21 protein-coding genes and 1 pseudogene are annotated in these 26,650 nt (G+C 62.9%); 3 read left to right on the top strand and 19 right to left on the bottom strand.

Features of this window, described 5'->3' with window-relative positions; translation table 11 throughout:
• Window positions 1–52 precede the first annotated feature (52 nt).
• From F0185_RS34800 to F0185_RS13600, 11 genes and pseudogenes are all read right to left on the bottom strand, one after another.
• Window positions 53–601 (bottom strand): annotated as a pseudogene (locus F0185_RS34800) (HAD hydrolase-like protein); the annotation flags it as partial.
• Window positions 594–2,081 carry an aldehyde dehydrogenase gene (locus tag F0185_RS13645; RefSeq protein WP_167225223.1) on the bottom strand — a complete coding sequence of 496 codons (1,488 nt, stop codon included), beginning with the start codon at window positions 2,079–2,081 and terminating at the stop codon, window positions 594–596. The gene F0185_RS13645 and the pseudogene F0185_RS34800, both read right to left, overlap by 8 nt.
• 10 nt (window positions 2,082–2,091) lie before the next feature.
• Window positions 2,092–3,489: a DUF3138 family protein gene (locus F0185_RS13640; protein ID WP_167225221.1), complete on the bottom strand. Its 1,398-nt coding sequence runs from the start codon at window positions 3,487–3,489 to the stop codon at window positions 2,092–2,094.
• 75 nt (window positions 3,490–3,564) lie between these two features.
• On the bottom strand, window positions 3,565–4,428 hold the full coding sequence (locus tag F0185_RS13635; protein ID WP_229476997.1) for an ABC transporter permease subunit: 864 nt from the start codon (window positions 4,426–4,428) through the stop codon (window positions 3,565–3,567).
• On the bottom strand, window positions 4,425–5,330 hold the full coding sequence (locus tag F0185_RS13630; protein WP_167225219.1) for an ABC transporter permease subunit: 906 nt from the start codon (window positions 5,328–5,330) through the stop codon (window positions 4,425–4,427). The genes F0185_RS13635 and F0185_RS13630 overlap by 4 nt, the downstream gene beginning before the upstream one ends.
• A 7-nt stretch (window positions 5,331–5,337) precedes the next feature.
• The gene (locus F0185_RS13625; RefSeq protein ID WP_167225217.1) at window positions 5,338–6,471 is read right to left on the bottom strand and encodes an ABC transporter ATP-binding protein; all 1,134 of its coding nucleotides are present in this window, start codon (window positions 6,469–6,471) and stop codon (window positions 5,338–5,340) included.
• Window positions 6,472–6,550: 79 nt separating this feature from the next.
• Window positions 6,551–7,660: a polyamine ABC transporter substrate-binding protein gene (locus tag F0185_RS13620; protein ID WP_167225215.1), complete on the bottom strand. Its 1,110-nt coding sequence runs from the start codon at window positions 7,658–7,660 to the stop codon at window positions 6,551–6,553.
• Window positions 7,661–7,840: 180 nt separating this feature from the next.
• Window positions 7,841–9,274, bottom strand: a complete 1,434-nt coding sequence (locus F0185_RS13615) for an aspartate aminotransferase family protein (protein WP_370664013.1) — start codon at window positions 9,272–9,274, stop codon at window positions 7,841–7,843.
• Window positions 9,275–9,348: 74 nt separating this feature from the next.
• Window positions 9,349–10,719: a glutamine synthetase family protein gene (locus F0185_RS13610; protein ID WP_166894540.1), complete on the bottom strand. Its 1,371-nt coding sequence runs from the start codon at window positions 10,717–10,719 to the stop codon at window positions 9,349–9,351.
• Window positions 10,720–10,881: 162 nt separating this feature from the next.
• The gene (locus F0185_RS13605) at window positions 10,882–11,637 is read right to left on the bottom strand and encodes a gamma-glutamyl-gamma-aminobutyrate hydrolase family protein (protein ID WP_167225211.1); all 756 of its coding nucleotides are present in this window, start codon (window positions 11,635–11,637) and stop codon (window positions 10,882–10,884) included.
• A gap of 241 nt (window positions 11,638–11,878) precedes the next feature.
• Window positions 11,879–13,126 (bottom strand): PEPxxWA-CTERM sorting domain-containing protein, encoded by a 1,248-nt coding sequence (locus F0185_RS13600; protein ID WP_167225209.1) that lies wholly within the window; start codon window positions 13,124–13,126, stop codon window positions 11,879–11,881.
• Between the two features lie 287 nt (window positions 13,127–13,413).
• On the opposite strand from F0185_RS13600, the gene gabD reads away from it, so the two are divergent.
• Window positions 13,414–14,868, top strand: coding sequence for an NADP-dependent succinate-semialdehyde dehydrogenase (gabD, locus tag F0185_RS13595; RefSeq protein ID WP_167225207.1), 1,455 nt, complete (start codon window positions 13,414–13,416; stop codon window positions 14,866–14,868).
• Between the two features lie 30 nt (window positions 14,869–14,898).
• Here gabD and F0185_RS13590 read toward each other — a convergent pair whose 3' ends face one another.
• Entirely contained in the window at window positions 14,899–15,267 is a 369-nt protein-coding gene (locus F0185_RS13590; protein ID WP_167225204.1) for a nucleotide pyrophosphohydrolase, read from the bottom strand.
• Between the two features lie 225 nt (window positions 15,268–15,492).
• Between F0185_RS13590 and F0185_RS13585 the strand changes: the two genes are divergently transcribed.
• Both F0185_RS13585 and F0185_RS13580 read left to right on the top strand, forming a co-directional pair.
• On the top strand, window positions 15,493–16,314 hold the full coding sequence (locus tag F0185_RS13585; RefSeq protein ID WP_229476994.1) for a carbonic anhydrase: 822 nt from the start codon (window positions 15,493–15,495) through the stop codon (window positions 16,312–16,314).
• 355 nt (window positions 16,315–16,669) lie between these two features.
• The gene (locus tag F0185_RS13580) at window positions 16,670–17,476 is read left to right on the top strand and encodes a hypothetical protein (protein WP_167225202.1); all 807 of its coding nucleotides are present in this window, start codon (window positions 16,670–16,672) and stop codon (window positions 17,474–17,476) included.
• A gap of 57 nt (window positions 17,477–17,533) precedes the next feature.
• Here F0185_RS13580 and can read toward each other — a convergent pair whose 3' ends face one another.
• The 7 genes from can to F0185_RS13545 form a co-directional block, all read right to left on the bottom strand.
• Window positions 17,534–18,193, bottom strand: a complete 660-nt coding sequence (can, locus tag F0185_RS13575) for a carbonate dehydratase (RefSeq protein ID WP_167225200.1) — start codon at window positions 18,191–18,193, stop codon at window positions 17,534–17,536.
• Window positions 18,194–18,281: 88 nt separating this feature from the next.
• A complete protein-coding gene (dnaJ, locus tag F0185_RS13570) occupies window positions 18,282–19,418 on the bottom strand; it encodes a molecular chaperone DnaJ (protein WP_167225198.1) in 1,137 nt (378 codons plus the stop codon).
• 139 nt (window positions 19,419–19,557) lie between these two features.
• Entirely contained in the window at window positions 19,558–21,498 is a 1,941-nt protein-coding gene (gene dnaK / locus F0185_RS13565; RefSeq protein WP_167225196.1) for a molecular chaperone DnaK, read from the bottom strand.
• Between the two features lie 91 nt (window positions 21,499–21,589).
• Complete coding sequence (grpE, locus tag F0185_RS13560) at window positions 21,590–22,126, bottom strand: nucleotide exchange factor GrpE (protein WP_167225194.1); 537 nt, start codon at window positions 22,124–22,126, stop codon at window positions 21,590–21,592.
• A gap of 396 nt (window positions 22,127–22,522) precedes the next feature.
• The gene (hemH, locus tag F0185_RS13555; protein ID WP_167225192.1) at window positions 22,523–23,629 is read right to left on the bottom strand and encodes a ferrochelatase; all 1,107 of its coding nucleotides are present in this window, start codon (window positions 23,627–23,629) and stop codon (window positions 22,523–22,525) included.
• 266 nt (window positions 23,630–23,895) lie between these two features.
• On the bottom strand, window positions 23,896–25,566 hold the full coding sequence (gene recN / locus F0185_RS13550; RefSeq protein WP_167225190.1) for a DNA repair protein RecN: 1,671 nt from the start codon (window positions 25,564–25,566) through the stop codon (window positions 23,896–23,898).
• Between the two features lie 52 nt (window positions 25,567–25,618).
• A complete protein-coding gene (locus F0185_RS13545) occupies window positions 25,619–26,521 on the bottom strand; it encodes an NAD kinase (protein ID WP_167225188.1) in 903 nt (300 codons plus the stop codon).
• Window positions 26,522–26,650: the final 129 nt, after the last annotated feature.

Raw genomic sequence — 26,650 nt, 5'->3', positions numbered from 1 at the left:
CATGCGCGCGCAATGCCTCGGCCGGCGCATAACCCCACGCCACGGCGCCAAACGCCACGCCGGCCTTGGCCGATGCCTCGGCGTCGGTGCCCTGGTCCCCCACATACAGCGCATCGGCCGCGTCGACCTGGCTACGCTTGACCACCTTGCGGATGCGCGAGGCCTTGCCAAACACCGACATGCCGCACTCGAAGTGGAAGAACAGGCTGCTTAACTCCGGCCCCAGCACGCGGCGTACGTTGTGCTCCGAATTGGACGACACCACCGCCAGCATCACGCCGGACTCGAACAGCGCGCGCAAGGCGGCGCCCACGCCGTCGAACAGGGCGATGCTGGCCGCGTTCTCGCTCATCTTCGCGATGAAGCTTTTCGACACCACCGGCATTTTCCAGGCCGGCATGCCGATGTGACGCATGATTTCGCGCGTGCTCATGCCGCGCAAGTGCGCCACCTGGTCGCCCTCGATACGCCTGAGGCCATGCTGGTCAGCCAGGGCGTTGTACACGCTCTGAAAGAACGGAAACGAGTCGGCCAGGGTGCCGTCGAAGTCGAAAATGGCCAGCCGGTACTTCAGGCGTGGGTGCGCGGAGCGATTATCCAATCTGGATCCATGTGGTTTTGAGCTCGGTGTATTTATCGAACGCGTGCAGCGATTTATCGCGCCCGTTGCCCGACTGCTTGACGCCGCCGAATGGCACCGTGATGTCGTCGCCGTCGTACTGATTCACGTGCACGGTGCCGGCGCGCAGGGCGCGCGCGGTCTTGATCGCCTTGTTCAGGTTACCCGTCCACACCGCCGCCTGCAAGCCGTACTGGGTCGAATTGGCCTGGCGTACCGCGTCGTCGATGTCGGTAAATCCGAGCACCGACAGCACCGGCCCGAAGATTTCTTCGCGCGCGATGCTCATGGAGCCATCGACCTGGTCGAACAGGGTCGGCGCCACGTAAAAGCCGCCAGTGTCGGTGCGCGCGGCCTCGCCGCCGGCCAGCAGCCTGGCGCCGGCCTGCTTGCCTTCTTCGATGTAGCCCATCACGGTTTTCATCTGGGCCGCGTCGACAATGGCGCCCATGACGGTGGCTTCGTCGAGCGGGTCGCCCGGCGCAAAATCGGGCACCAGCGCCAGCGCCTTTTCGAGGAAGGCGTCCTTGATCGACGCTTCCACGAACAGGCGCGAAGGCGCGTTGCAGCTTTCGCCCTGGTTAAAGTAGATCGAGCCGATCGCCGCGCTCACCGCCGCATCGAGGTCGGGACAGTCGGCGCAGACGATATTGGCCGACTTGCCGCCCAATTCGGTCCAGGCGCGCTTGAGGTTCGATTGCCCGGCCATCTGCAAGATCTGCTTGCCGACCTTGGTCGAGCCGGTAAAGCCGATGCAATCGACATCCATGTGCAGCGCCAGCGCCGCCCCGGCTTCAATGCCGTAGCCCGGAACGACGTTGAACACCCCCGCCGGCAGTCCGGCTTCGAGCGCGATTTCAGCCAGCCGCAGGGCCGTGAGCGGCGACTTTTCGGACGGTTTGAGAATCACGCTGTTGCCGGCGGCGAGCGCCGGGGCGATCTTCCAGGCGGCCATGATCATCGGGTAGTTCCACGGCACGATGGCCGCCACCACGCCGACCGGCTCGCGCGTGATCAGGGCCAGGCTGTTTTCGCCGGTGGGCGCGATTTCGTCGTAGATCTTGTCGATCGCCTCGCCGTACCAGCGGATGCAGTTGGCCGCGGCCGGCACATCCACGCTCTGGCTGTACCTGATTGGTTTACCCATGTCGAGCGTCTCTAACAGCGCCAGTTCCTCGGCGTGCGCCAGGATCAGGTCCGCGAACTTGATCATGATGCGCTTCCTGGCGGCCGGGGCCTGGCCGGCCCAGCGCCGGTCTTCAAAAGCGGCGCGCGCAGCCGCCACGGCCGCGTCGACATCGAGCCCGTCGCAGCGCGCGACCAGGCCAAGCTGGCGCCCATCGATCGGCGAGAGATTATCGAACCGCTGCTCCGACCTGGCCCAGACGCGTTCACCGCCGATGAATGCGCGCCCGTCGATGCTCAAGGCTGCCGCCCGTTCGTGCCATTGCGTGTTTCCCATGCCGTGCTCCCTAAAAGCTCACTACTGTCGATACGCCGATAACCTGATTGTCACGGCGGTACTGTCCGTCCAATGTCCTGAACGTCCTGGCCGTGGCATAGTCGTAGCGGTATTCGCCCTTCACGCTCACGCCCGGAACGAGCAGGTACCGCGTGCCCACCGACAGCGTGCCGCGATTGGCGCCGCGGGTGGGGTCGAGCACGAACCATTCTCCACCGCGCAAGACCATGCCAGGGCCAAAGCCGTTGCGCCCGTCCGGGCAGTTGGCCGCAAAACCGGCCAGGTCCCGGCAACCGGGCGCCAGGGTCGCTCCGAACACCCCGCCGCCGCCCGTGCCGTTGAAGATGTAGTCGAGGCGGGCGATGGCTTCGAGGCGCGGCATGATTTTGTACGACACCAGCGACGACAAGCCGTACCAGCGCTGCTGCTCCGCGCCATACCGGTTGGCGGCGGTGGCCTGCTGGCGCCCATAGCTTAACTGACCCTGGATATTCCAGTCGCCACGCGTGTAAAAGCCATCAACCTCCATCAGGTCCAGGCGCCCGACCGTATCGTCATCATCGAAGCCGGCATGGGTGCCGGACATGCCGAAACCCGAAAATTCGCTCCTGGCGTAATCGACGCGGTAGAACACGCCGGGCGTGCGTTCGCCACCATCGTTGACGCGGGCGCTGTTCATATTGCCCAACATGATCTTGCTGTCCCATTTGCCGCGCAACAGCTGCAGGCCGGCGCCGGTGTAGAAATTGGCGGCCGAAAAATCGAACAGCAGGTTGTGGGTCAGCAGCTTGTTCTGGGTCGAGGGGATGTATTCGTAGCCGCTCCAGTCGGGAACCTGGCCGAGCAACAGGCGGGTCGACTGGTCGCCGAGCGGAATCGAGGCCGACGCTTCGTGCACCAGGTTGCCGAAATTGTAGCCGGAGGCCGTGCCCTTGCTGGGCATGAGCGAGATTCTCAGTTTGCTGCCGCCTTCGAGCTCCTTGTCGAGATTGAGCAAGGCGCTGCCGAAATAGGTATTGTCGTAGCCGAAGCTCTCGCCGGAGCCGTTGATCGAGCTGTTATTGTTCAGGAAGACGAAGCTGGAGGTGCCGGCGTTGCGGTTGCGGATGTAGGTCGGGTCGATGTAGCCCGAGATCTTCAAGCCTTTCAGCCCGCTGGCCTCCATGGCATCGTCGGCGGCGTCGCTTTTCACGCGCAGGCGCGCCACTTCGGCCGAGGTGTCCGGTTCGGGCGCCTTGGCCTTGGCCTCGGCCTTGGCCTGGTCGGCCTTCTCGATCATGGCTTCGAGCTTCTGCACGTGCGCCTTGAGGGCGCCGAGTTCGGCCTTCAGTTGTTCGGTGGTCTGGGCTTGCACGACGGCGGGACAAGCTGCGGCGAATGCGATGACGGCGTTGCGGTAGTTGTGCATGAATCACTCCTCTCGGGCCAACGGTGAGGGTGGCGGGCATGCTTGCCCACCACCGTAAACAGCGGCCGAAGAGCGTTAAGACTTGACTGCGGCCGCCACCTGCTTCTGGCGCTGCCGCTCGGCGCGCGCCATCATGATGGCGGCGATGATCACGCCGGTCGACACCACCAGGATTGTCAACGCCGCCACCGCGTTCACGCGCGGGTCCAGCCCCAGGCGCGCACGCGACATGATCACCAGCGGCATGGTCGTCGAGCCGGGGCCGGACAGGAAGTTCGACAGCACCACGTCGTCCAGCGAGAGCGTAAACGTGAGCAGCCAGGCCGAGGCCAGCGACTGCGTAATGTTCGGCAAGGTCACCAGGAAGAACACCTGGTAGGGACGGCAGCCCAGGTCCATGGCCGCTTCTTCGAGCGAGCGGTTCATCTCGCGCAGGCGCGACTGCACCACCACGGCCGCATAGGCCATGCCGAGCAGCGTGTGGCCGATCCAGATGGTAAACGCGCCGCGCTCGGGAAAGCCGAAGATCTTCTGCACCGAGACGAGCATCAGCAGCAGCGACAGGCCGATGATCACCTCGGGCATGACCAGCGGCGCGCTGACCATCCCGGAGAACAGCAGGCGGCCCGGAAAGCGCTTGTAGCGGTTCAGGGCAAAGGCGGCCATGGTCCCCAGCAGCACGGCGGCGGTGGCGCTGGTCAGGGCGATTTTGAGCGACAGCACGAAGCCGCTGACCAGTTCCGCATCCTTGAACAGTTCCGGGTACCACTGGGTTGAAAAACCGCTCCACACCATGTCCTGGCGCGAGCTGTTAAACGAAAACACAACCAGCACCATCAGCGGCAGGTACAGGAACAGGTAGCCCATCGACAGCCAGCCGCGCCCGAACCAGCGGGCCAAGGTCATTTTGTTCACCTTCGCGCTCATGTTGGTGCTCATGCGCGGTCCTCCGCTTCCTGTTCGGCCTTGTATTTATTGAAGATCGCCATCGGCACCAGGATCAGCAGGATCGCCACCACCGCCAGCGCCGACGCGCGCGGCCAGTCGGTGTTGACGAAAAATTCGTCCCACAGCAGGCGTCCGATCATCAGCGTTTCGGGGCCGCCGAGCAGTTCGGGAATGACGAATTCGCCCACCGCCGGAATGAACACCAGCATGGCGCCGGCGATGATGCCGGATTTGGACAGCGGCACGGTGATGCGCCAGAACGCTTGCCAGGGCGTCGCGCCCAGGTCGGCCGCCGCTTCCAGGTAGCGCACGTCCAGCTTGACCAGGTTGGCGTACAGCGGCAGGATCATGAACGGCAGGTAGGCGTAGAACATCCCCAGCACCAGCGCGAACGGGGTGTTCATCATTTTCAGCGGTTCGTCGATCGCGCCGAGCCACAGCAGCAGGTTGTTGAGCAGGCCCTGGTTGGCCAGGATACCCTTCCAGGCGTAGATGCGCAGCAGGAAGGAGGTCCAGAACGGCAGCATCACCATCATCAGGAGCACCGTGCGGTGCGCCGGATTGGCGCGCGCCATGAAGTAGGCGAACGGGTAGCCGGTCGCCAGGCACAGGACCATGGTCAGGCCGGCGTAGCCGAGCGAGCGCATGAACGTCCACAGGTAGGTGGAGTCCTCGGTCAGGGCGACGTAGTTAACCACCTTGGCCTTGATGGAGAGGACCCCGTCGCTGAATGTGACCAGGGGACCGAACGGGCTGCCGCTCTCGTCGAGCTCCGAAAAACTCATGCGCAGCACGATCAGGAACGGGATCAGGAAGGCGATGGTGAGCCACACCAGCGGCACGCCGATGACGAAGCGGCGCCCGGCCGCGGGTGGTCGAAAAGGCTTGATCATGGCCGCCTCAATGGGTCAGGACCACGATGTCGCTGCCATCCCACCACGCGACGACATGCTGGCCGCGCTCCATGCGCGCCTCTTCATGGCGCGCGGCGTTGGTGCGCGCCACCTTGAGGATGCCGCCTTGCGCCATGCGCACCTGGTAGTGCGTCTCGCTGCCGAAGTAGGAGACGTTGACGATCTCGCCGGCCACGCAGTTGTAGCCGTCTTCGGCGGCCGAGGCGCGCTGCTCCACGCCGGGCATCTGGCGCTGGAGGGCGATTTTTTCGGGCCGCACCGCCACGCTGACCGGCATGTTGTTGGTGCCGCTGATGCCGTGGCTGACGTAGTGGCGGCATTCGGCTGTCTCGACGACGACATGGTCGGGCTGGTCGACGCGCACATGGCCGTTGAACATGTTGGCGGTGCCGATGAAGTCGGCCACGAAGCGGCAGTTGGGGGTTTCGTAAATCTCGCCCGGCGCGCCCACCTGCAGGATGCGCCCTTCGCTCATGACGGCGATGCGGGTGGCCATGCTCATGGCCTCGTCCTGGTCGTGGGTGACCATCACGCAGGTCACGCCGACCTGCTCGATGATGTTGACCAGTTCCATCTGGGTCTGTTCGCGCAGTTTTTTGTCGAGCGCGCCGAGCGGCTCGTCGAGCAGCAGCAATTGCGGGCGCTTGGCCAGGCTGCGCGCCAGCGCCACGCGTTGCTGCTGCCCGCCCGAGAGCTGGTGCGGCTTGCGTTTGGCGTAGGCGCCCAGCTGCACCAGCGCCAGCATCTGGTCGACCCGTTCGGCGATGGCGGCCTTAGGCAAACCGTCGCGGCGCAGGCCGAAAGCGACGTTGTCCCACACCGTCAGGTGCGGGAACAGCGCGTACGACTGGAACATCATGTTGACCGGGCGCTCGTAGGGCGGCACGCCGACCAGGTCCTGGCCGGCCAGTTCGATGGCGCCGGCGGTCGGGGTCTCGAAGCCGGCCAGCATGCGCAGCAGGGTCGACTTGCCGCAGCCGGAGCTGCCCAGCAGCGCGAAGATCTCGCCTTTGTCGATGGCCAGCGAAATATCGTTCACGGCGCGCACGCCATCGAATTCCTTGACCAGGTTGCGGATCAGGAGAAAGGGCTGCGAGCTTGCGGGTTGTGCAATCGTCATAGGGATGATGAAAGATGAGGCAAAGCCGCAATTTTATCGGACATACGCCGGTCTGCATGCAAAATGATTACATTGCCGATTACATTCCGGTCTTGAAACGGGTGAACACGCGCGTCATGGTGCGGCGCGCTTCGGCGCTCAAGGGCTCGGGCACCACCATGCGTTGCTTGTCGGCGTCGGACAGGTAAACCGTGCGGTTGCCGGCGATGTCGGGCCGCACCATCGGGGTGGCGGCCTTGTTCGGGTTGGCGTAGAAAACCTTGTTGGTCAGGCTCGCGTGCACCTCGGGGCGCAAAATATAGTTGATCCACAGGTGGGCGTTGCCCGGATGCGGGGCGTCGGCCGGAATGGCCATGGTGTCGAACATCAGGGTGGCCGTCTTCGGCACCAGCGCCACGATGGTGTGGCCATTCTTGTTGTCGATGGCGCGCTGGCGCGCGATGTTGATGTCGCCCGACCAGCCGAGCGAGACGCACAGGGCGCCGTTGGCCAGGTCGTTGATGTAGCCCGAAGAACTGAACAGGGTCACCGACGGGCGGATCGCCTGCAGCATGCGCCCGGCGTCCTGGTAGTCGGCGCTGTTCTTCGAGTAGGCCGGCTTGCCGATGTAGAGTAGCGCGGCGGGCAGCACTTCGGACGGCGAGTCGAGAAAGGAAATGCCGCACGAGGTCAGTTTGCTGGCGTAGCGCGGATCGAACACCAGGTCCCATACATTGTCGGGCATGGGTAAAGACCCCAGCGCCGCCTTGACCTTGTCGACGTTGATGCCGAGCGTGGTGTAACCCCACAGCCAGACCACCAGGTGCTTGTTGTCCGGGTCGACCCGCTTGACCAGGTCCTGCAGTGTCGGGTCCAGGTTGGCCAGGTAAGGCAGGCTGGCCTTGTCGAGGGGGCGCAGCAGGCCGCCGTCGATTTGCAGGCGCGCCCAGTGGGCGGTGGGGACCACGATGTCGTAGCCGGTTTTGCCGGCGGTGAGCTTGGCGTGCAGGACTTCGTTGCTGTCGAAGGCATCGTAGCGGACCTTGATGCCGGTTTCTTTTTCGAAGTTGCGGACCGTGTCGTCGGCGATGTAGTCGGACCAGTTGTAAATGTTGAGGACTTTCTCTTCCGGCGGGGCGGCGGCCACCACGCTGGCGGCGGCCGCGAGGCCGAGGATGAAGCTGCGTGCGATGCGGCGTATCGTCTTCATCCTGGCTCCCGATCAAGTTAGTAAGTGTGCAGAAATTATTGTCATTTATTGCGAACAGAAGCGGATGCCTGGCAAGGCGCACGCCGCGACGCAGTGCGAGCACTGCTAGCGGTGGGCAACGCAGCAAGGCGCCGCTTATGGAAGCTAGAAATGACAAGAATTTCGGCGCACTTACTTAGTTCAAGCTACCCAGCCCCGCTTCTGCACGTCGATCAGGGTGGCCTCGAGGCAGTACCTGATCTTGAAAATCATTTCGTCGATCTGCGCGCGCGTCATCACCAGCGGCGGCGCGATGATCATGCGGTCGCCCACGGCGCGCATGATGATCCCGTTGGCGAACATATAGCCGCGGCAGATCATGCCCACGCCTTGCTCCGGATCGAAGTACTCGCAGTCGTGCACCACCGCGGCCTTCTTGCGCACCAGGTTCAGCCCCGCCACGAAGCCGCAGGTGTCGGCGTAACCGACCAGCGGATGGTCCATCAGCGCTTCGAACTTCTCTTTCAGGTACGGGCCGGTATCTTGCGCCACCTGCTGCACCAGGCGCTCGTCCATCAGGATGCGGATGTTTTCGAGCGCCGCCGCACACGCCACCGGATGGCCGGAATACGTGAAACCGTGATTGAAATCGCCGCCTTCGTTGATCAACACGCTGGCGACCCGGTCACCGACCAGCACGCCACCTAATGGAACATATCCCGAGGTCACACCCTTCGCGAACGTAATCAAGTCAGGTTTGATCTGCATCAACTCGGAGCCAAACCATGTACCAAGACGGCCAAACCCGCAAATGACTTCGTCGGCGATCAAGAGCACGCCGTATTTGTCGCAGATGCGGCCGATTTCGGGCCAGTAGGTGGCCGGTGGAATGATCACGCCGCCCGCGCCCTGCACCGGCTCGCCGATAAAGGCGGCCACTTTGTCGGCGCCGACCTCGAGGATTTTGGTCTCGAGCCAGCCGGCGGCCACGATGCCGAATTCATCAAGCGTCATGCCGCTGCCGTTTTCCAGGTAGTTCGGCTGGCCGATATGCTCGATCCCCGGGATCATGCCGCCCTGCTCGTGCATGCCCGCCATGCCGCCCAGCGCGGCGCCGGCCACGGTGCTGCCGTGGTAGGCGTTGTAGCGGCTGATGATGGTGTGGCGCTGCGGCTGGCCTTTGAGGTCCCAGTAGCGGCGCACCATGCGCAGGTTGGTGTCGTTCGCTTCCGAGCCGGAACCGGTGAAGAACACGTGGTTGAACTGGGGCGGCGAAATCTCCACCAGCAGCGCGGCCAGGCGCGTGGCCGGCACGTTGGTGGTGTTGAAGAAGCTGTTATAGAAGGGCAGCGTCTGCATCTGGCGGTAGACCGCGTCCGAGATGCTGGTGCGCCCGTAGCCGACATTCACGCACCACAGGCCGGACATGCCGTCGAGGATCTTGTTGCCCTCGGAATCCCACAGGTAGATGCCGTCGCCGCGCACCATCACGCGCGCGCCGCGTTCGCCCAGCGCCTTGTGGTCGGTGAAGGGATGCATATAGTGCGCCGCGTCCTGGCGCTGGATTTCGGCGGTGTCGTAGACGTTGTGCGTGGCGGCCTTGACCGACGCGACCAGCGCGGCGCTCGGGACCATGGGGTTGGCTGTCATGATGGACCTCGTTTATCGTTATCGTTATTGTTATCGTTGTTGTCGGTGCTGCGCGATGCTTACACGTGCAACAGCAGGTGTTCGCGTTCCCACGGGCTGATGACGGTCATGAATTCCTGGTGTTCGAGGTCCTTGATGGCCGCATACACATCGATGAAGCGCTCGCCCAGCACCGTGCGCAGCTTGTCCTCGGCGCGCAGCAGGTGCAGCGCTTCGGGCAGGCCTTGCGGCAGTTCGAACGGCATTTCGTAGGCGCTGCCGTTCATCATCGCGGTCGGTTCCAACTGCTCGGTCATGCCGAGGTAGCCGCAGGCCAGGGTGACGGCCAGCGCCAGGTAGGGATTGGCGTCGGCGCCGATGATGCGGTTTTCCACGCGGCGGTCCTGCACGCCGGACTCCGGCACGCGAAAGCCCACCGTGCGGTTGTCCAGGCCCCACTGGATGTTGATCGGGGCGGCGGTGTGGCGCACGATGCGGCGGTACGAATTGACGTACGGCGCGACGATCGCCATGGCCGAGGGCATGTAGCGCTGCAGGCCGCCGATGTACTGCTTGAACAGGGGCGATGCCGAGCCGTCTTCGCTGCTGAAGATATTCAGCCCGGTCTTGGTATCGACCACGCTCTGGTGCACGTGCATGGCCGAACCGGGTTCGCCGGCCATCGGCTTGGCCATGAAGGTGGCGTACATATCGTGCTTGAGGGCCGCTTCGCGCAGGGTGCGCTTGAAGAAGAACACCTTGTCGGCGAGACCGAGCGGATCGCCGTGCAGGAAGTTGATCTCCATCTGGCCGGCGCCGATCTCGTGGATCAGGGTGTCGACGTCGAGGTTCATCAGTTCGCAGTAGTCGTAGATGTCTTCGAACAGGGGATCGAACTCGTTGACGGCGTCGATGCTGTAGACCTGGCGGCTGGTTTCGGCGCGGCCGCTGCGGCCGATCGGCGGTTTCAGGGGCAGGTCGGGATCGATGTTCTTGGCGGTCAGGTAGAACTCGAGTTCGGGCGCGACCACCGGCTTCCAGCCCTTGTCGGCGTACAGCTTCAAGACGCGGCGCAGCACCGTGCGCGGCGCGAAGTCGACCAGTTTGCCGTCGGCGAAATAGCAGTCGTGGATCACCTGCGCGGTCGGATCGACCGCCCACGGCACCATGGTGATGGTGGTCGGATCGGCTTTCAGGATCATGTCGCGGTCGGTGGCCGAGATGGCGCGGTCGTAGGCTTCGTCGTCGACCGGGTAATTGCCGGTCACGGTCATGCCCAGCACCGCCTCGGGGATGCGCATGCCGCGCTCCTGCGTGAATTTACCGCGCGGGAGGATTTTGCCGCGCGCGACCCCGGTCAAGTCGGGAATCAGGCATTCGATTTCGGTGACCCGTTTCTCGTTGAGCCACAGGTCCATGTCGGTGTAGGTAAAGTTTTCGCGAATTGCCATGATGTTCTCTCTGTAGTTTGCGCTCTGTAATTTGCGCTCTGTAGTTTGCTCATTGCGCGCGCGGGCAGTTGCCGCGGGCGTGCTGTGGAACCGAGGATGGCAAGCGGCGCTAAGGCACGCAGCAGAGGGCCCACTTTTCGTAGCGGCTGGCGCTGCGGATGTTCATGCGCGCCTCGCCTGGAAAGCGCGGCAGGCCTGGCCGAAGGCGCCGAACATGGCCATCGAGGCCGGGTTTTCAAGAATCAGCCACTCGGGATGCCACTGCACGGCCAGGGTAAAGCCAGGCGCGGACGGCACCGAGAATGCTTCCACCAAGCCGTCGTGCGAGACCGCTTCGATGGCGATGCCGGGCGCGAGCCGATCGACGCCCTGCCCGTGCAGCGAATTGACGGCGATGCGCGTCAAGCCGCCGAGCATGCGCTGGAAGGCGCCGCCGGGTGTGACGGTCACATCGTGGGCCGGGCCGTACTGGTCTTCGATGGAGGCGTCCGGGTCTTCGCGGTGGTCCATCTTGCCTTCGACTTCCTGCACCGCCTGGTACAGGCTGCCGCCGAGGGCCACGTTCATCTCCTGGAAACCGCGGCACACCGCGATGATGGGAATGCCGCGCTCGAGGGCGGCGCGGATCAGCGGCAAGGTGGTGGCGTCGCGCGCCGGGTCCTGCGGCAGGCTCGGGTCGCGCACGTCCTGGTCGTAGTAGCTCGGATGCACGTTCGAGGCCGAGCCGGTCAGCATGATGCCGTCGCATACGGAGAGCGATGCTTCGAGGTCGAGCGCGGCGCCGAGCGCGGGCAGGACCATGGGAGCGCAGTCGGCGCCGAGGACGACGGCGTCGACATATTTTAGCTGCGCGGCGTGATACGGATGAGGGCCGATCTGGCGCGTGCAAGCGGGAACAAGGACGATAGGACGGCGCATGATTGTCGGTATAGGAACGAATGACGCACCCGGTTCATCATAATGGCTAATCGGCCTGATGGCGAGCGCTGCTTGATCCATTTCAAATGGACAACATAGGTTTGGCGCAGATCAATGCGCCAAGCCATGGTTAGAGCTTACCGGCAAGTTGTCAAACATGCCAACACGAACCGCCGCCGACCGTGATATTGCAAAAGTACAACTAATTTCTTAATTGAGGTCAGACCCCGATGCCGTTCCGTCATTCCCGCGCAGGCGGGAATCCAAGGCATCTTAGCTGAGCGACAGTGCCTTGGATTCCCGCCTGCGCGGGAATGACGGATAAGAGTCTACCGCCTAGCGGTGATTTTAGCGTTTTGAGACAGCCGCCTGCGCGGGAATGACGGACTTTGCGGCGCCGGATGCGCACACCCACCAGCGCCAGCCCGGCCAGCAGCATGGCCCAGGTCGACGGTTCCGGTACCGGCGCCATGCTGGCCGGATCGAGCCGCAGCATGCCGCATATGCCCAGCCCCTGATGACAGCCGCTGGCCGCAATCTGCCCGAGGTCATTGATCGCGCCGGCATCGGTCAGGTGCCAGCCGGACGCCGGGTCGATCAGGCTGTTCAGATTGAACAGCGCCCCGCCCTCCCACAAGACCGCCTCGTTGATGTCCCAGCCCTGGTAGGACAGCCCCACCACCTGCCCCGCATTGTTCATGCCGCGCGCCGCGCTGTCCATGCCGGACAAGGCGCCCAGGTCGCTCATCACGCCGTTCACGTACAAAAAGGCGTGGTCGCCCGCTTGCCCGCCCAGCGCAGAGCTGCCGGCGACATGCCCCGCCTCGTTGATCGCGCTCGCGCTCGACCATTCACCGCCCAGGGTGCCGAGGTCGCGCATCTTGCCCTTCTCGTACAGGAAGGCGCGCGGGGTATAGGGACCGGCCAGCGCGGCCCAGCCGACGATCTGTCCGGCGTTGTTGATGCCGTCGGCGTTACTCGACTTGCCGCCCAGCGTGCCCAGGTCGGACACGCCGCCGCCGCGCGTGAAGCGGGTGGCGTGGAACTCCAGGCAGTCGCAGGGAATCGCGCCGACCGCCGTGCCGGCGTTGTTGATGGCGGAGGCGGCGCTGTCCCTGAGCGCCCACGGCGTCAGGTTGGTCACCGTGGCGCCGCTGAACATGACGGCGTGGCTGATGCCGTCGAGCGTGCGCGATTCGCCCACGATCTGGCGCGCCTCGTTGATCGCCTGCACGCGCGTGTACTGGCCGCCCAGGCTGCCCAGCTGCGTCGTGCGCCCGTCGGCGAACAGGTAGCCGCGCCACTCCTGCCCGGTCACGTAGGTACCGCCGACCACGTCGCCGCGGTTGTTGATGCCGGTCGCTTCAACATAGTCGAACTGGCCGGCCAGGATGGTGGTGATGCTGTAGCGCGGCGCCGGCGCGGCCAGCGCCGGCAGGCAGGCGGCGCACAGCACCAATGTGGGAAGAAAGCGGGCAGCTTGACGCATAAGGCACCTCATCGTGAGCGGTGACGGTTCCCGCAGGGATACCGGGCAACGCCGGAAGCGGCGCCGTCACCGTTCAGGATGGTCGCGGCGCGGCGTCCGGGTTTGTGCCGTCACAAGAAGTTCCCCGCAGAATGCAGACGGCCTGCGCGCGATCAAGACGGCAGCGACCGAATGCTGCTTGGTGGCAAGCATCGCAGCACGCGCGCTCCGCTGCCCGGCAACCAGTTGCAAAAAACGCTAAGATGATTGCCCGGCCTCGCGCCAAGCCCGATCACGAAAGCCCTGTTATGTTGAATCTCAAAGACCCTGCGCTGCTGCGGCAGCAATGTTTTATCGACGGCGAATGGTGCGATGCGGGCGACGCGGCCACCATCACCGTGACCAATCCGGCCACCGGCGAAACCCTCGGCACGGTGCCGCGCATGGGCAAGGATGACGCCGCGCGCGCCATCTCGGCGGCCAACGCGGCCTGGCCCGCCTGGCGCAAGAAGAGCGCGCGCGAACGCAGCGTCATTCTGCGCAAATGGAACGACCTGATGATCGAGAACGCCGACGACCTGGCCCTGATCATGACCGCCGAACAAGGCAAGCCGCTCTCCGAATCGAAGGGCGAAATCGCCTACGCGGCGTCGTTCATCGAGTGGTTCGCCGAGGAAGGCAAGCGGATCGAAGGCGACACCCTGCAGTCGCCCTGGCCCGACCGGCGCCTGGTGGTGACCAAGGAGCCGATCGGCGTGTGCGCGGCGATTACGCCGTGGAATTTTCCGGCGGCGATGATCACGCGCAAGGTCGGCCCCGCGCTGGCGGCCGGCTGCCCGATGGTGGTCAAGCCGGCCGAGCTGACCCCGTTCTCGGCCCTGGCGTTGGCCGAACTGGCCGAGCGCGCGGGCGTGCCCAAGGGCGTGTTCAGCGTGATCACGGGCGATTCGAAAGCGATCGGCGCCGAAATGACCGGCAATCCGCTGGTGCGCAAACTCACCTTCACCGGCTCCACCCAGGTCGGCCGCGTGCTGATGGAGCAGTGCGCGCCGACCATCAAGAAGCTGTCGCTGGAGTTGGGCGGCAACGCGCCATTCATCGTGTTCGACGACGCCGACCTCGATGCGGCGGTGGAAGGGGCGATCGCGTCCAAGTACCGCAACGCCGGCCAGACCTGCGTGTGCGCCAACCGCCTGTATGTGCAGGATGGGGTGTACGAGCGCTTCGCCGAAAAACTGGTGGCGGCGGTGGCCAAGCTGAAAGTCGGCAACGGCCAGGATGTGGGCGTGACGCAAGGCCCGCTGATCGAGGAAAAGGCCGTCGTCAAGGTCGAGGAGCACATCGCCGACGCGCTCGCGAAAGGCGCGCGCCTGCTGACCGGCGGCAAGCGCCACGCCCTGGGACACAGCTTTTTCGAGCCGACCGTGCTGGCCGACGTGACGTCGAAGATGCAGGTGGCCACCGAAGAAACCTTCGGCCCGCTCGCGCCCCTGTTCCGCTTCGATACCGAGGAAGATGTCATCGCCATGGCCAACGACACCGAATTCGGGCTGGCGGCGTACTTTTACTCGCGCGACATCGGGCGCGTGTGGCGCGTGGCCGATGCCCTGGAAACAGGCATGGTCGGGGTCAACACCGGCCTGATTTCGACCGAGGTGGCGCCGTTCGGCGGCGTCAAGCAGTCGGGACTGGGACGCGAAGGCTCGCGCTACGGCATCGACGACTATCTGGTGATCAAGTACATCTGCATGGGCGGGCTGTAACTCAGGGCCTGGTCAAGCAAGCCCGCCGGCTCAGTCCGGCGGGTATTCGTGGTATTTGCGCGCATCGCCGCGCACCTTGTCGGCCGGGTATTTGGCCCGGTTGAGCACCATCTTTTCCTGCACCGCCGCGCCCAGGTCGATATCGAGCTGGTCCGCCAACAAGACCAGGTAGACCAGCACGTCGGCCATTTCGTGGCGTACCTGCACAAGTTTGTCCGCCCCCAATTCTTCCTGCGTTCCGGTCTTGAGCCACTGGAAATGTTCCAGCAGCTCGGCCGCTTCCACCGACAACGCCGACGATAAATTCTTGGGCGTGTGGAACTGGCCCCAGTCGCGCTCCTCGACGAAGGTGCGCGCCAGGGTGCGAATAGTTTCCAGCCGATTATTTTCCTGATTCAAATTTTTACTCCATTAGTATTTTCCACACTTGGGTCAACGGGACCGCGCCAGCATTTGTGTTGCGTCTTTGCAGCAGGTGCAAGCTTTGCTGTATTTACTTGTGCTAAGACAAGATATTATTGCCGGACAGAGCGAGCGCCACGACGCGTTCCTGTGCAGTTGGGCGGCCATGCCCCCGCCGCGACGCCACTCCATACGGTACCCCATTCGATCAAAGGAACTCACATGTTTTCACGTATGACCGTCGTTTCGCTGGCGCTGGCCGCCATCCTGCCGCTGTCGGCACACGCCCAGGCGCCGGCCGGGGCGCAAGCGCCAGCAGCCGCGCCAACAGCGGCGCCAGCCGCGCATGCCAAGCATGCCCAACATGAGTGGACGTACAACGGCGCCACCGGGCCGGCCAAATGGGGCGGCCTCAAGTCCGACTATGTTATCTGCAAGACCGGCCACGCGCAGTCGCCGATCGATATCCGCACCAACGCCACCACCAAGTCCCAGCTCGATCCGATTGTGTTCGAGTACCAGCCGTCGCCGCTGAAAATCATCGATAACGGGCACACGGTGCAGGTCAATTATGCGCCGGGCAGCGGGATGTCGATCGGTGGCGTGCGCCATGAATTGCTGCAATTCCATTTCCATACGCCGAGCGAAGAGCGCATCAACGGCAAGCAGTATCCCTTGGGATTGCACCTGGTACACAAGAATGCCGACAACAAGCTGGCCGTGGTGGCGGTCTTGTTCAAGCTGGGCAAGGAAAACCCGGCGCTGACCAATATTTTTAACAATCTGCCGAAGGAAGCCGAAGTCGAGCAGGCGGTCGATGGCGTGACGATCGACATGACGGGGATTTTGCCGCCGACCCAGGGTTACTACAACTTCCCGGGCTCCTTGACCACGCCGCCATGCAGCGAAGAAGCGAACTGGTTCGTGCTGAAAACGCCGGTGGAAATGTCGAAGGCGCAGCTGGCCCAGTTTCACAAGCTGTACAAGCACAACGCCCGTCCGGTGCAACACTTGAACGGACGTGTGATCAAGGAAAGCAACTAAGTAAGTGTGCAGAAATTATTGTCATTTATAGCGAACAGAAGCGGATGCCTGGCAAGGCGCACGCCGCGACGCAGTGCGAGCACTGCTAGCGGTGGGCAACACAGCAAGGCGCCGCTTATGGAAGCTAGAAATGACAAGAATTTATGCGCACTTACTTCAACCCCCGCTCCCGCCGGGCTTTCCCTGGCGGGCAATTGTCAGGCCTCCGCCCGGGATAGCTGACTCCTCATTCGTTGACAAAAAGTTACTTACCAACCAAAATGGCCGATTCGGCAATCCGACTCCTGCGTGTCCCGGCGCGCAGGACACGCGCCGTTTTGCCCTGACTTCTTCATCAAGAATGGAATCCCAAGCCATGGCTGTTCAATTTAATGTTGTTCCGATGACGACACGATGCGTCGCGGCTGTCGTGGGCGGGTGCGCCGCCCTCCTGTTCAGTTCCACGGCCGTGGCTGCCGCGGCGCCAGCGGCACCGGTGTGGTACGGTTCGGCACCCTTGCTCAAGCTGCTCGCGGGGACCTACAGCGTCGACTGTGCACAGGAAAAGGTCAAGGAGCCGAACAGCAAGCGCCCGGGAGGATCGATTCGCATTGCGGAGGATGGAACGTTCTCATCCGGGAAGATGAAAGGCGTCGTACGGGACGATGTCTCCCTGCTGCGCAGCATTGCGGCGGACGGCGCGCTCAAAATTGAGATAAACGCAAACGACAACGACGTTTACCTTTCCATTGCCGGGAGCGAGAATGGGAACATCTACATTGCCGTCATAGACGATCAGCAAGCGGTCCAGTGTACCGTACCGGTGCCCAAACCACTGCAAGCGCCCACGCTTTTCTCGCTGTACGGCCATGTGCTCGATGTCGAAGCGAAACTCACCTGCGTGACGAATGGCGACAAGAAAAAGAAACTTCCTTTTACCTACCGCGTGCAACAGGGCGTGCTGCGCGTGTTCGATCAGTCATATGACTTGAACAAGGGCAATACCGAAATGATCATGTTTCACATGGGGGAGTATGGGTCGAAGAAATTTACCTATAACGCCAGGACGCGCGAGGACCACAGTGTCGATATCGTCGTGGCGGAAGGCAAGTTCGCCGGTCTCAAAGTGACGCGAAGCGACGGCAAATTCCATATGTGCCTGGCGCCCGGCCAGACACCCTGAGCAGGAGGGGCAGCACGCCGGCGGGCGTTTCCGCGCCGGCGTGCGCCCCGGCTGCGTTTACTCCTGATACTCCAGCAAGCGCGCCGCCAGTTTCGGCGCCAACTCATCGGCGCCGCTGACACTCATTCCCAAATCGCGCAGCAAGCCGTCGTGCAGGCCGTACACCCAGCCATGCACCGTGAGCGGCTGGCCGCGTTCCCATGCATCCTGCACCACCGTGGTCTGCGCCGTGTTGACCACCTGCTCGGTCACGTTCAGCTCGCACAAGCGATCCGCGCGCGCGCGCGACGGCAATACATCGCCCAGGTATTTCTCGTGCTTTTGCTGCACATCCTGTACGTGGCGCAGCCAGTTGTCGGCCAGGCCCACGCGCTTGTTGATCATGGCCGCGTGCACACCCGAGCAGCCATAGTGCCCGCAAATGATGACGTGCTTGACCTTGAGCACGTCAATGGCGAACTGCAAGACGGTCAGGCAGTTCAAGTCCGAATGCACCACCACGTTGGCGATATTGCGGTGGACGAACAACTCGCCCGGCGCCAGTCCCAGTAACTCGTTGGCGGGCACCCGGCTGTCGGAACAGCCGATCCACAGATACTCGGGCGACTGCTGGGCGGTCAATGCCTTGAAGAAGTTCTCATCCTTGGCAACCATCGCCGCAGCCCAGTCACGGTTGCGTTTGAAGAGCGCGTCGATATCGTATTGTGCTTGAGTCATGTCAGTCCTGTCTGTTCGAAAAAAAACCGCTGACAGAGCCATGGGCCAAGTTCAGCGGTTCGGATGAATAGGCGCAACTAGGCCCGCCTTATTCGAAAAAATCTTTCACCTTGTCCATCCAGCCCTTACTCTGCGGGCTGTGCTTGCCGCCGCCTTCGACCGTCAGGCGCTCGAATTCGCGCAGCAGGTCTTTTTGCTTGTCGGTCAGCTTGACCGGCGTTTCGACCGCCACGTGGCAGAACAGGTCGCCCGGATAGCCGGAACGCATGCCCTTGATGCCCTTCGCTTTCAGGCGGAAAGTGCGGCCCGATTGGGTGCCTTCAGGAATCGTGAACGAGACCTTGCCGGACAGGGTAGGCACTTCGATCTCGCCGCCCAGGGTGGCCTTCACGAACGAGATCGGCATTTCGCAATGCAGGTCGTCGCCTTCGCGATTGAACACCGAGTGCGGCTTGACCCGCACTTCGATCAACAGGTCGCCCGGCGGCCCGCCGTTGGTGCCCGGTTGGCCGAGCCCCTTGTAACGGATGCTCACGCCGCTTTCGATACCGGCCGGAATACTCACTTCCTGGATCTTCTGGCGCTTGATCATGCCTTCGCCGCCGCACGGAGCGCACGGTTCGGCAATGATCTTGCCGCTGCCCTGGCAACGCGAGCAGGTCTGCTGGATGCTGAAGAAGCCTTGCTGCACGCGCGTCTGGCCGTGTCCGCCGCACTGGGTGCAGGTGACCGGCGAGGTGCCCGGCTTGGCGCCGCTGCCGTGGCAGGTTTCGCACTTGTCCCAGCTCGGGATGCGCAATTCCTGGGTGTGGCCATGCGCCGCCTGTTCCAGCGTGATCTCGAAGCCCATGCGCATGTCGGCGCCACGGTACACCTGCGGGCCGGAACTACGCCCGCGACCGCCGCCGCCGAAAATGTCGCCGAAGATATCGCCGAAGCTGTCCGGGAAGCCGCCGGCGCCGCCGCCGAAGCCGCCACCGCCGCCGCCACCCATGTTCGGATCGACGCCGGCGTGACCATAACGGTCGTACGCTTCGCGCTTCTCCGGATTGGTCAGCATTTCGTACGCTTCTTTGACTTCCTTGAACTTCTCTTCCGATTCCTTACTGTCCGGATTGCGGTCCGGATGGTATTTCATCGCAAGCTTGCGATACGACTTCTTGATTTCTTCTTCAGAAGCATTCTTGGCGACCCCGAGGATCTGGTAAAAATCACGCTTTGCCATTTGTCGGCACCTTGCTGTCTAGCTACTACGCTACTGTTTATGCAAAAAACCGAGCCGCGGGAGGGCTCGGCTTGTCGTCGCCTTGGCTCGATTTGGTGCGGGCCGCTCTGCAGCAGCCCGCACCTTGCACCGGCACTGATTACTTGGCGTCTTTGACTTCCTTGAAGTCGGCGTCGATCACGTCGTCCTGGGCAGGTTTACCCTCGGCGCCGCCTGCCTGCTGGCCGGCGTCAGCGCCGCCGGCAGCTTGCTGCGCTTGCTGGTCGGCGTACATCTTCTCGCCCAGCTTTTGCGACGCAGTCGACAGTTTTTCGATCTTGGCGTCGATCTCGGCCTTGTCGCCGGACTTGATCGCGCCTTCGACATCGGTAATCGCCGCTTCGATGGCTTCTTTCTCGCCAGCGTCGAGCTTGTCGCCGTATTCGGTCAGCGACTTGCGGGTCGAGTGCACCAGGTTATCGGCCTGGTTGCGCGATTCGGCCAGTTCCTTGACCTTCTTGTCTTCTTCGGCGTTGACTTCGGCGTCTTTCACCATTTTCTGGATTTCCGCTTCGGTCAGGCCGGAGTTGGCCTTGATCGTGATCTTGTTTTCCTTGCCGGTGGCCTTGTCCTTGGCGCCGACGTGCAAAATGCCGTTGGCGTCGATGTCGAAAGTCACTTCGATCTGCGGCGTGCCGCGCGATGCCGGCGGGATGCCTTCGAGGTTGAATTCGCCCAGGCCCTTGTTGCCGGCCGCGATTTCACGCTCGCCCTGGAACACCTTGATCGTCACCGCAGGCTGGTTGTCTTCGGCGGTCGAAAACACCTGGCTGAACTTGGTCGGGATCGTGGTGTTCTTGTGGATCATCTTGGTCATCACGCCGCCCATGGTTTCGATACCCAGCGACAGCGGGGTCACGTCCAGCAGCAGCAAGTCCTTGCGCTCGCCCGACAGCACGGCGCCCTGGATGGCGGCGCCGACAGCGACGGCTTCATCCGGATTGACGTCCTTGCGCGGCTCTTTGCCGAAGAATTCCTTGACCTTTTCCTGCACCTTCGGCATACGGGTCATGCCGCCGACCAGGATGATGTCGTCGATGTCGGATACTTTAACGCCGGCATCCTTGATCGCCATCTTGCATGGCTCCATGGTGGCCGCGATCAGTTCCTCAACCAGCGACTCGAGCTTGGCGCGGGTCATTTTCAGGTTCAGGTGGACCGGCGCGCCGTTCGCCATGGCGATGTACGGCTCGTTGATTTCGGTTTGCTGCGACGACGACAGTTCGATCTTCGCACGCTCGGCCGAAGCCTTGATGCGCTGCAGGGCGATCGGATCTTTTTTCAGGTCCAGGCCGTTGATTTTCTTGAATTCGTCGATGATGTAATCGATGATGCGCTGGTCGAAGTCTTCGCCGCCGAGGAAGGTGTCGCCGTTGGTGGACAGCACTTCGAACTGCTTTTCGCCATCGACGTCGGCGATTTCAATGATCGAGACGTCGAACGTGCCGCCGCCCAAGTCATACACGGCGATCTTGCGGTCGCCCTTGTCGGTTTTGTCGAGGCCGAACGCCAGTGCCGCTGCGGTTGGCTCGTTGATGATGCGCTTGACATCGAGGCCAGCGATGCGGCCGGCGTCTTTGGTCGCCTGGCGCTGCGAATCGTTGAAGTAGGCAGGCACGGTGATGACCGCTTCGGTCACTTCTTCGCCGAGATAGTCTTCGGCGGTTTTTTTCATTTTGCGCAGGACTTCAGCGGAAATTTGCTGAGCCGCCAGTTTTTTGTCGCGCACGCCGATCCATGCATCGCCGTTGTCGGCTTTGATGATCGAATACGGCATCAGGCCGATATCTTTCTGCACTTCTTTTTCGTCGAACTTACGGCCGATCAGGCGCTTGACCGCGAACAGCGTGTTCTTCGGGTTGGTGACGGCCTGGCGCTTGGCCGGTGCGCCGACGAGGATTTCGCCATCTTCTTGGTAAGCAATAATGGAAGGCGTCGTACGCGCGCCTTCTGCGTTCTCGATTACCTTTGGCTGACCATTTTCCATGATGGCAACGCAAGAGTTCGTCGTGCCAAGGTCAATACCGATAATTCTGCCCATGATTTTTTCCTTTTAATTACTTAGTTTCAGATGACTTGAATATGTGGAAAAACTGCGTGCTTTCAAGACCTTGCAAGAGAGCACACCGTATTTATTTTGCTTGCGCTGCGGTAACGATGGCGGGACGCAACAAGCGGTCGGCGATCATATAGCCTTTTTGCAGCACGCTGACCACGGTGTTCGCTTCCTGCTCGGCCGGCACCACGGCGACGGCCTGGTGCTTCATCGGGTCGAGCTTGTCGCCCTGGGCCGGCATCACCTCGACCAGCTTGTTCTTCTCGAACGCCGAGGTGAGCTGCTTGAGGGTCATTTCGACGCCTTCTTTCAGCGACTCGAGCGATGGCGACTCGACCTTGAGCGCCATTTCGAGGCTGTCGCGCACCGGCACCATGGCCTCGGCGAAGCTTTCGATGGCGAATTTATGCGCCTTGTTGACGTCTTCCTGGGCGCGGCGGCGGATGTTCTCGCCTTCGGCCTTGGCGCGCATGAAGGCGTCATGCATCTCGGCCAGCTTGGCTTCGGTGGCGCTGAGCTGCTCTTCGAGGCTGCGCTCGCCATTGGCGGGCGCGGACGCCTGGACCGAATCGTCGGACGGTTGCGAGACTTCTGGATTTTCTTGCTCTTGCATCGGAAAAGCTCCTGGAATCAATGACTTAACTAATTGTTTGACGTGTCTTGCGAGCCACATAGGGACCCAGATGGGGCTATAACCTACATTTTCAAGGGGAATCCTACAGCGTTGCTTTTTTGTGCAATGTTACAAATCTTACCAATGAGGAGATTCTTTTCATGACGGCCCGGACTACCATGAAGACATCCAGCTTGCATGCGCGTGCATCGCCCGCGCGCGGGCTGTTTCAGGGAGTTCGACATGAAGTTGCCGTTGATTGCCGTCAGCGTTGTTGCCTACACCGTGCTCGCGCTGGCCTGGATCTGCTACGCAGAGCTGAGTGTGCACGGAACGCTATTTTAACAGGCGGCAAATACCGCCTGTCAATCCGCACGGCGGCAGGCTGGCGGAAGGTTAGCTTGCGCCCAGTTTGACGGCGTTGCGGCGGCCCGTTTCCTTATCCTGCTTTTCAGCCTCGCGCTGGGCCGGCGTGGTCTTGGTATCCCAGCCCAGCAGGTGCTGCTCGGCGATGTCGGCCAGGCCGGCGATCCACTTGGGCGATTCGTTCAGGCAGGGGATGTAGTGAAATTCGCGCCCGCCGGCGGTTTCGAAGTCGTGCTTCGCTTCCATGGCGATCTCTTCCAGCGTTTCCAGGCAGTCGCTGGTAAAACCCGGGCAGATCAGGTCGACGCGCTTGAGGCCTTCTTTCGCCATCTGCACCAGGGTCGGCGCCGTGTACGGCTGCAGCCACTCGGCCTTGCCGAAGCGCGACTGGAACGTGACCAGGTATTGTTCGGACGACAGACCCAGCTTGGTCGCCAGCAGGCGCGCCGTCTTGTAGCATTCGCAGTGGTAAGGGTCGCCCAGCATCAGGGTGCGTTTCGGCACGCCGTGGAAGCTCATCACCAGCTTGTCGCCACGGCCGTTGATTTTCCAGTGCGCCAGCACGCTATCGCGCAGGGCGTCGATGTAGCCATCGTGGTCGTGGTAGTGCTTGATCATGCGCAGTTCCGGCACGTTGCGCACTCCCGCGTAGTGGGCGAACACGGCGTCGCTGATCGAGCCGGTGGTGGTGCCCGAGTACTGCGGGTAGGCCGGCAGGATGGCGACGCGCTCGCAGTTCTCGGCCTTGAGCTGGTCCAGCACTTCCGGCAGCGAGGGCGAGCCGTAGCGCATCGCCATCACCACTTTCACCGAATCATGGCCGCGCTCGCCCAGCAGGCCGCGCAGCAGGATGGCTTGCTTCCCGGTGTGGACTTTGAGGGGGGAACCTTCCTTGGTCCAGATCGAGGCGTATTTCGCGGCCGATTTGCTGGAGCGAAATGGCAGTATGATGAGGTGCAAGATCATCCACCAGATAGCGCGCGGAATTTCGACCACGCGCGGGTCGGACAGGAATTCCTTCAGATAACGCCGCACGGCCGGGGTGGTCGGGGCGTCCGGCGTGCCCAGGTTGACCAGCACCACGGCGTTGCGGGTCGGCGTGCCGTGGGTGAAGGGGGGTTCTTTGCGGAAGGACATGGGTTCGGCGATCGTGAGCGGGAGAGACGATATTATAGGGTTGCGGGTTAAAACCCAGCACTATTTACGTGTTTTGAACCGGTTTTAAGATGGAATGACCCGGTGCCAACCCGTCCAATAAGCAAGCGAAGCAGGACCGTCACCTCAGTCCCAAAAACCGTCTTTCCCGCGCAGGCGGGAATCCAATTCCGTAGCGCAGTAGGTAACGCAAGAAACTTGGGTTCCCGCCTGCGCGGGAACGACGGTCTCGAGCGTAGCGAACGACCTTACAACGCCAGCAACTCGCGCGCATGCTTGCGCGTGGTCGCGGTAATCTCCACCCCACCGAGCATGCGCGCCACTTCCTCCACCCGCGCCTTGTTGTCCAGTACGTCGATGTGCGACACGGTCTTGCCCTCCCCCGTGGTCCCCTTGGCCACCTGGAAATGCTGGTTGGCCTGGCTGGCCACCTGCGGCAAGTGGGTCACGCACAGCACTTGCCGTTCCTGCCCCAGCCGCTTGAGCAAACGCCCCACCACTTCGGCCACGGCGCCGCCGATCCCGCTGTCGACCTCGTCGAAAATCAGGGTCGGCGTGGTCGTGGCGTTCGAGGTAATCACCGAAATGGCCAGCGCAATGCGCGCCAGCTCGCCGCCCGAGGCCACCTTGGCCAGCGGACGCGGCGCCACGCCGGCGTGACCGGCCACCAGAAACTCCACCTGCTCCACCCCATTGCTGGTCGGCTCGCAGGCATTCAATCCCACCACAAAACTGCCGCCGGTCATGTTCAGCTCCTGCATGGCCGCCGTCACCTGCGTACCGAGCAGCCGCGCCGCCTTGGCGCGCGTGGCCGACAGACGCGCCGCCGCCGCCATATAGCTGTCCTTGATCTTCTCTTCCTGCTGGCGCAGGCCATCCAGGTCGCTGGCGTCGGCCAGTTGCTTTAGGCGCTCCGACAGGCTGGCAAACTCCTCCGGCAACGCATCCGGGGTCACGCGGAACTTGCGCGCCGTGGTATGGATCGCTTCCATGCGCGCGTCCACCGTGCGCAGGCGCTCGGGATCGAGGTCGACCTTGTCCAGGTAGTTATTGAGCGCGTACACCGCTTCCTGCAACTGGATGCGGGCCGGTTCCATGCAGTCGAGCACGGTCTGCAACTGCGCATCGACCGCGACCAGCTTGCCCAGCTTCTGGTTAAGCGACGACAATTGCGACAGGATCGGATGGTCCGATTCGGAAATCGCGGCCAGCGCTTCCTGCGCGCCTTCGAGCAGGCTGGCGGCGTGCGACAGGCGGCTGTGCTCGTTGGTGATCTCGCTCCATTCACCCGGTTTGACGGCCAGCTTTTGCAGCTCGGCCACCTGCCATTCGAGCCGTTCGCGCTCGATCAGCACGTTCTTGGCGTTGGTTTCGAATTCCTCGCGCTGGCGGGCCAGGGCGCGCCAGGCCTTGTGGGAAGCCGCCACGGCGCGCGCATCGGCGTCGGCGCCGGCATCCTTGAAGGCGGCCTGGTTATCGAGCAGCGCGCGCTGGGCGTCGCTTTTGAGCAGCGACTGGTGCGCGTGCTGGCCGTGGATATCGACCAGCATGTCGCCCAGGTCGCGCAACTGGGCGGCGGTGGCGGCGATGCCGTTGATAAATGCCTTGGAGCGGCCGGCGTTGTCGATCACACGGCGCAGCAGGGCCCCGCCCTCCTCGACGGCAAATTCGTTGTGCTCCAGCCATTCACGAGCTGGTGCGGCGGCGCTGACCGAAAAATCGGCCGTGATGTCGGCTTTGGGCGCGCCCTCGCGCACCACGCTGGCGTCGCCGCGCCCGCCCAGCGCCAGTTGCAGCGCGTCGATCAGGATCGACTTGCCGGCCCCGGTTTCGCCGGTGAAGACGGAAAAACCGCTGGAAAATTCAAGTTCGATGGTATCGACAATGACGAAATCACGGATGGTAAGGGTACGCAGCATGAAGGTGTGTCAGTCCAGTATTCGAATGGGGAATGGCGTGCGGGACAGCGCCTTAGCGCAGCTTGCCCTCGCCCGACGGATATTCGTGCCAGTGCAATTTTTCGCGCAGGGTGTCGTAATAGCTCCAGCCTTCCGGATGCAGGAAGGTGATGTGGTTGGGCGAACGCGAGATGACGATCCGGTCGCCATGCGCGAGGCTGGCGAAGGTCTGCATGTCGAAGTTGACGCTGGTGTCGCGCCCGCCGACGATCTCGATCACGATTTCGCTGCTGTCGGGCACCACGATCGGCCGGTTCGACAAGGCGTGCGGGGCAATCGGCACCAGCACGATGCCGCCCAGGCTCGGATGCAGCAGCGGGCCGCCGGCCGAGAGCGCGTACGCGCTTGATCCGGTCGGGGTGGAGATGATCAGGCCGTCGGAGCGCTGGTTGTACATGAAATTGCCGTCCACCGCCACTTTCAGCTCGACCATGCCGGCGCCGGCACCGCGCGCCACCACCACATCATTGACCGCCAGCCCGCAGGCGATCATGGCGCCGTCGCGCAGGACGCGCCCCTCGAGCAGGGTGCGTTTTTCGGCGCGCGCCTTGCCGCTGAGAATGTCGCCGACGACCGGGATCATGCGCTCGATGGGAATATCGGTCATGAAGCCGAGGCGTCCCTGGTTGATGCCGATCAGCGGCACATCGAAGGGCGCAAGCTGGCGCGCGATGCCGAGCATGGTGCCGTCGCCGCCCATGACGATGACGGCGCAGGCCGCCGCGCCGATGCCGCCCACGCTCATCGCCTCGATGCCGGGCAGGCCGAGATGGGCCGCGGTTTCGCTTTCCAGCACCACGCGGTAGCCGGCGCCCTGCAAAAAGGCCAGCAGGCGGCCGACCGGCTCGTCGATGCCGACCGTGTTCGGCCGCACGACCAGCGCGATGGTTTTTTGCAATTGAGGCGTAGCGGGCATAGACTTCTCGGCGGTTGAGGGGCGACACGCAGGAGATTACCCCATAATGCCTGCTGATGCCATACAAGGGCCATCGGCGGCACCACTGTATGCATTCACAGTGGCGCAGTATAAGTGCGACTTGGCGCG

The organism is Massilia rubra (assembly GCF_011682065.1).
Taxonomy (GTDB): Bacteria; Pseudomonadota; Gammaproteobacteria; order Burkholderiales; family Burkholderiaceae_D; genus Telluria_A; species Telluria_A rubra.
This window is presented reverse-complemented; position numbering and strand designations above follow the sequence as displayed.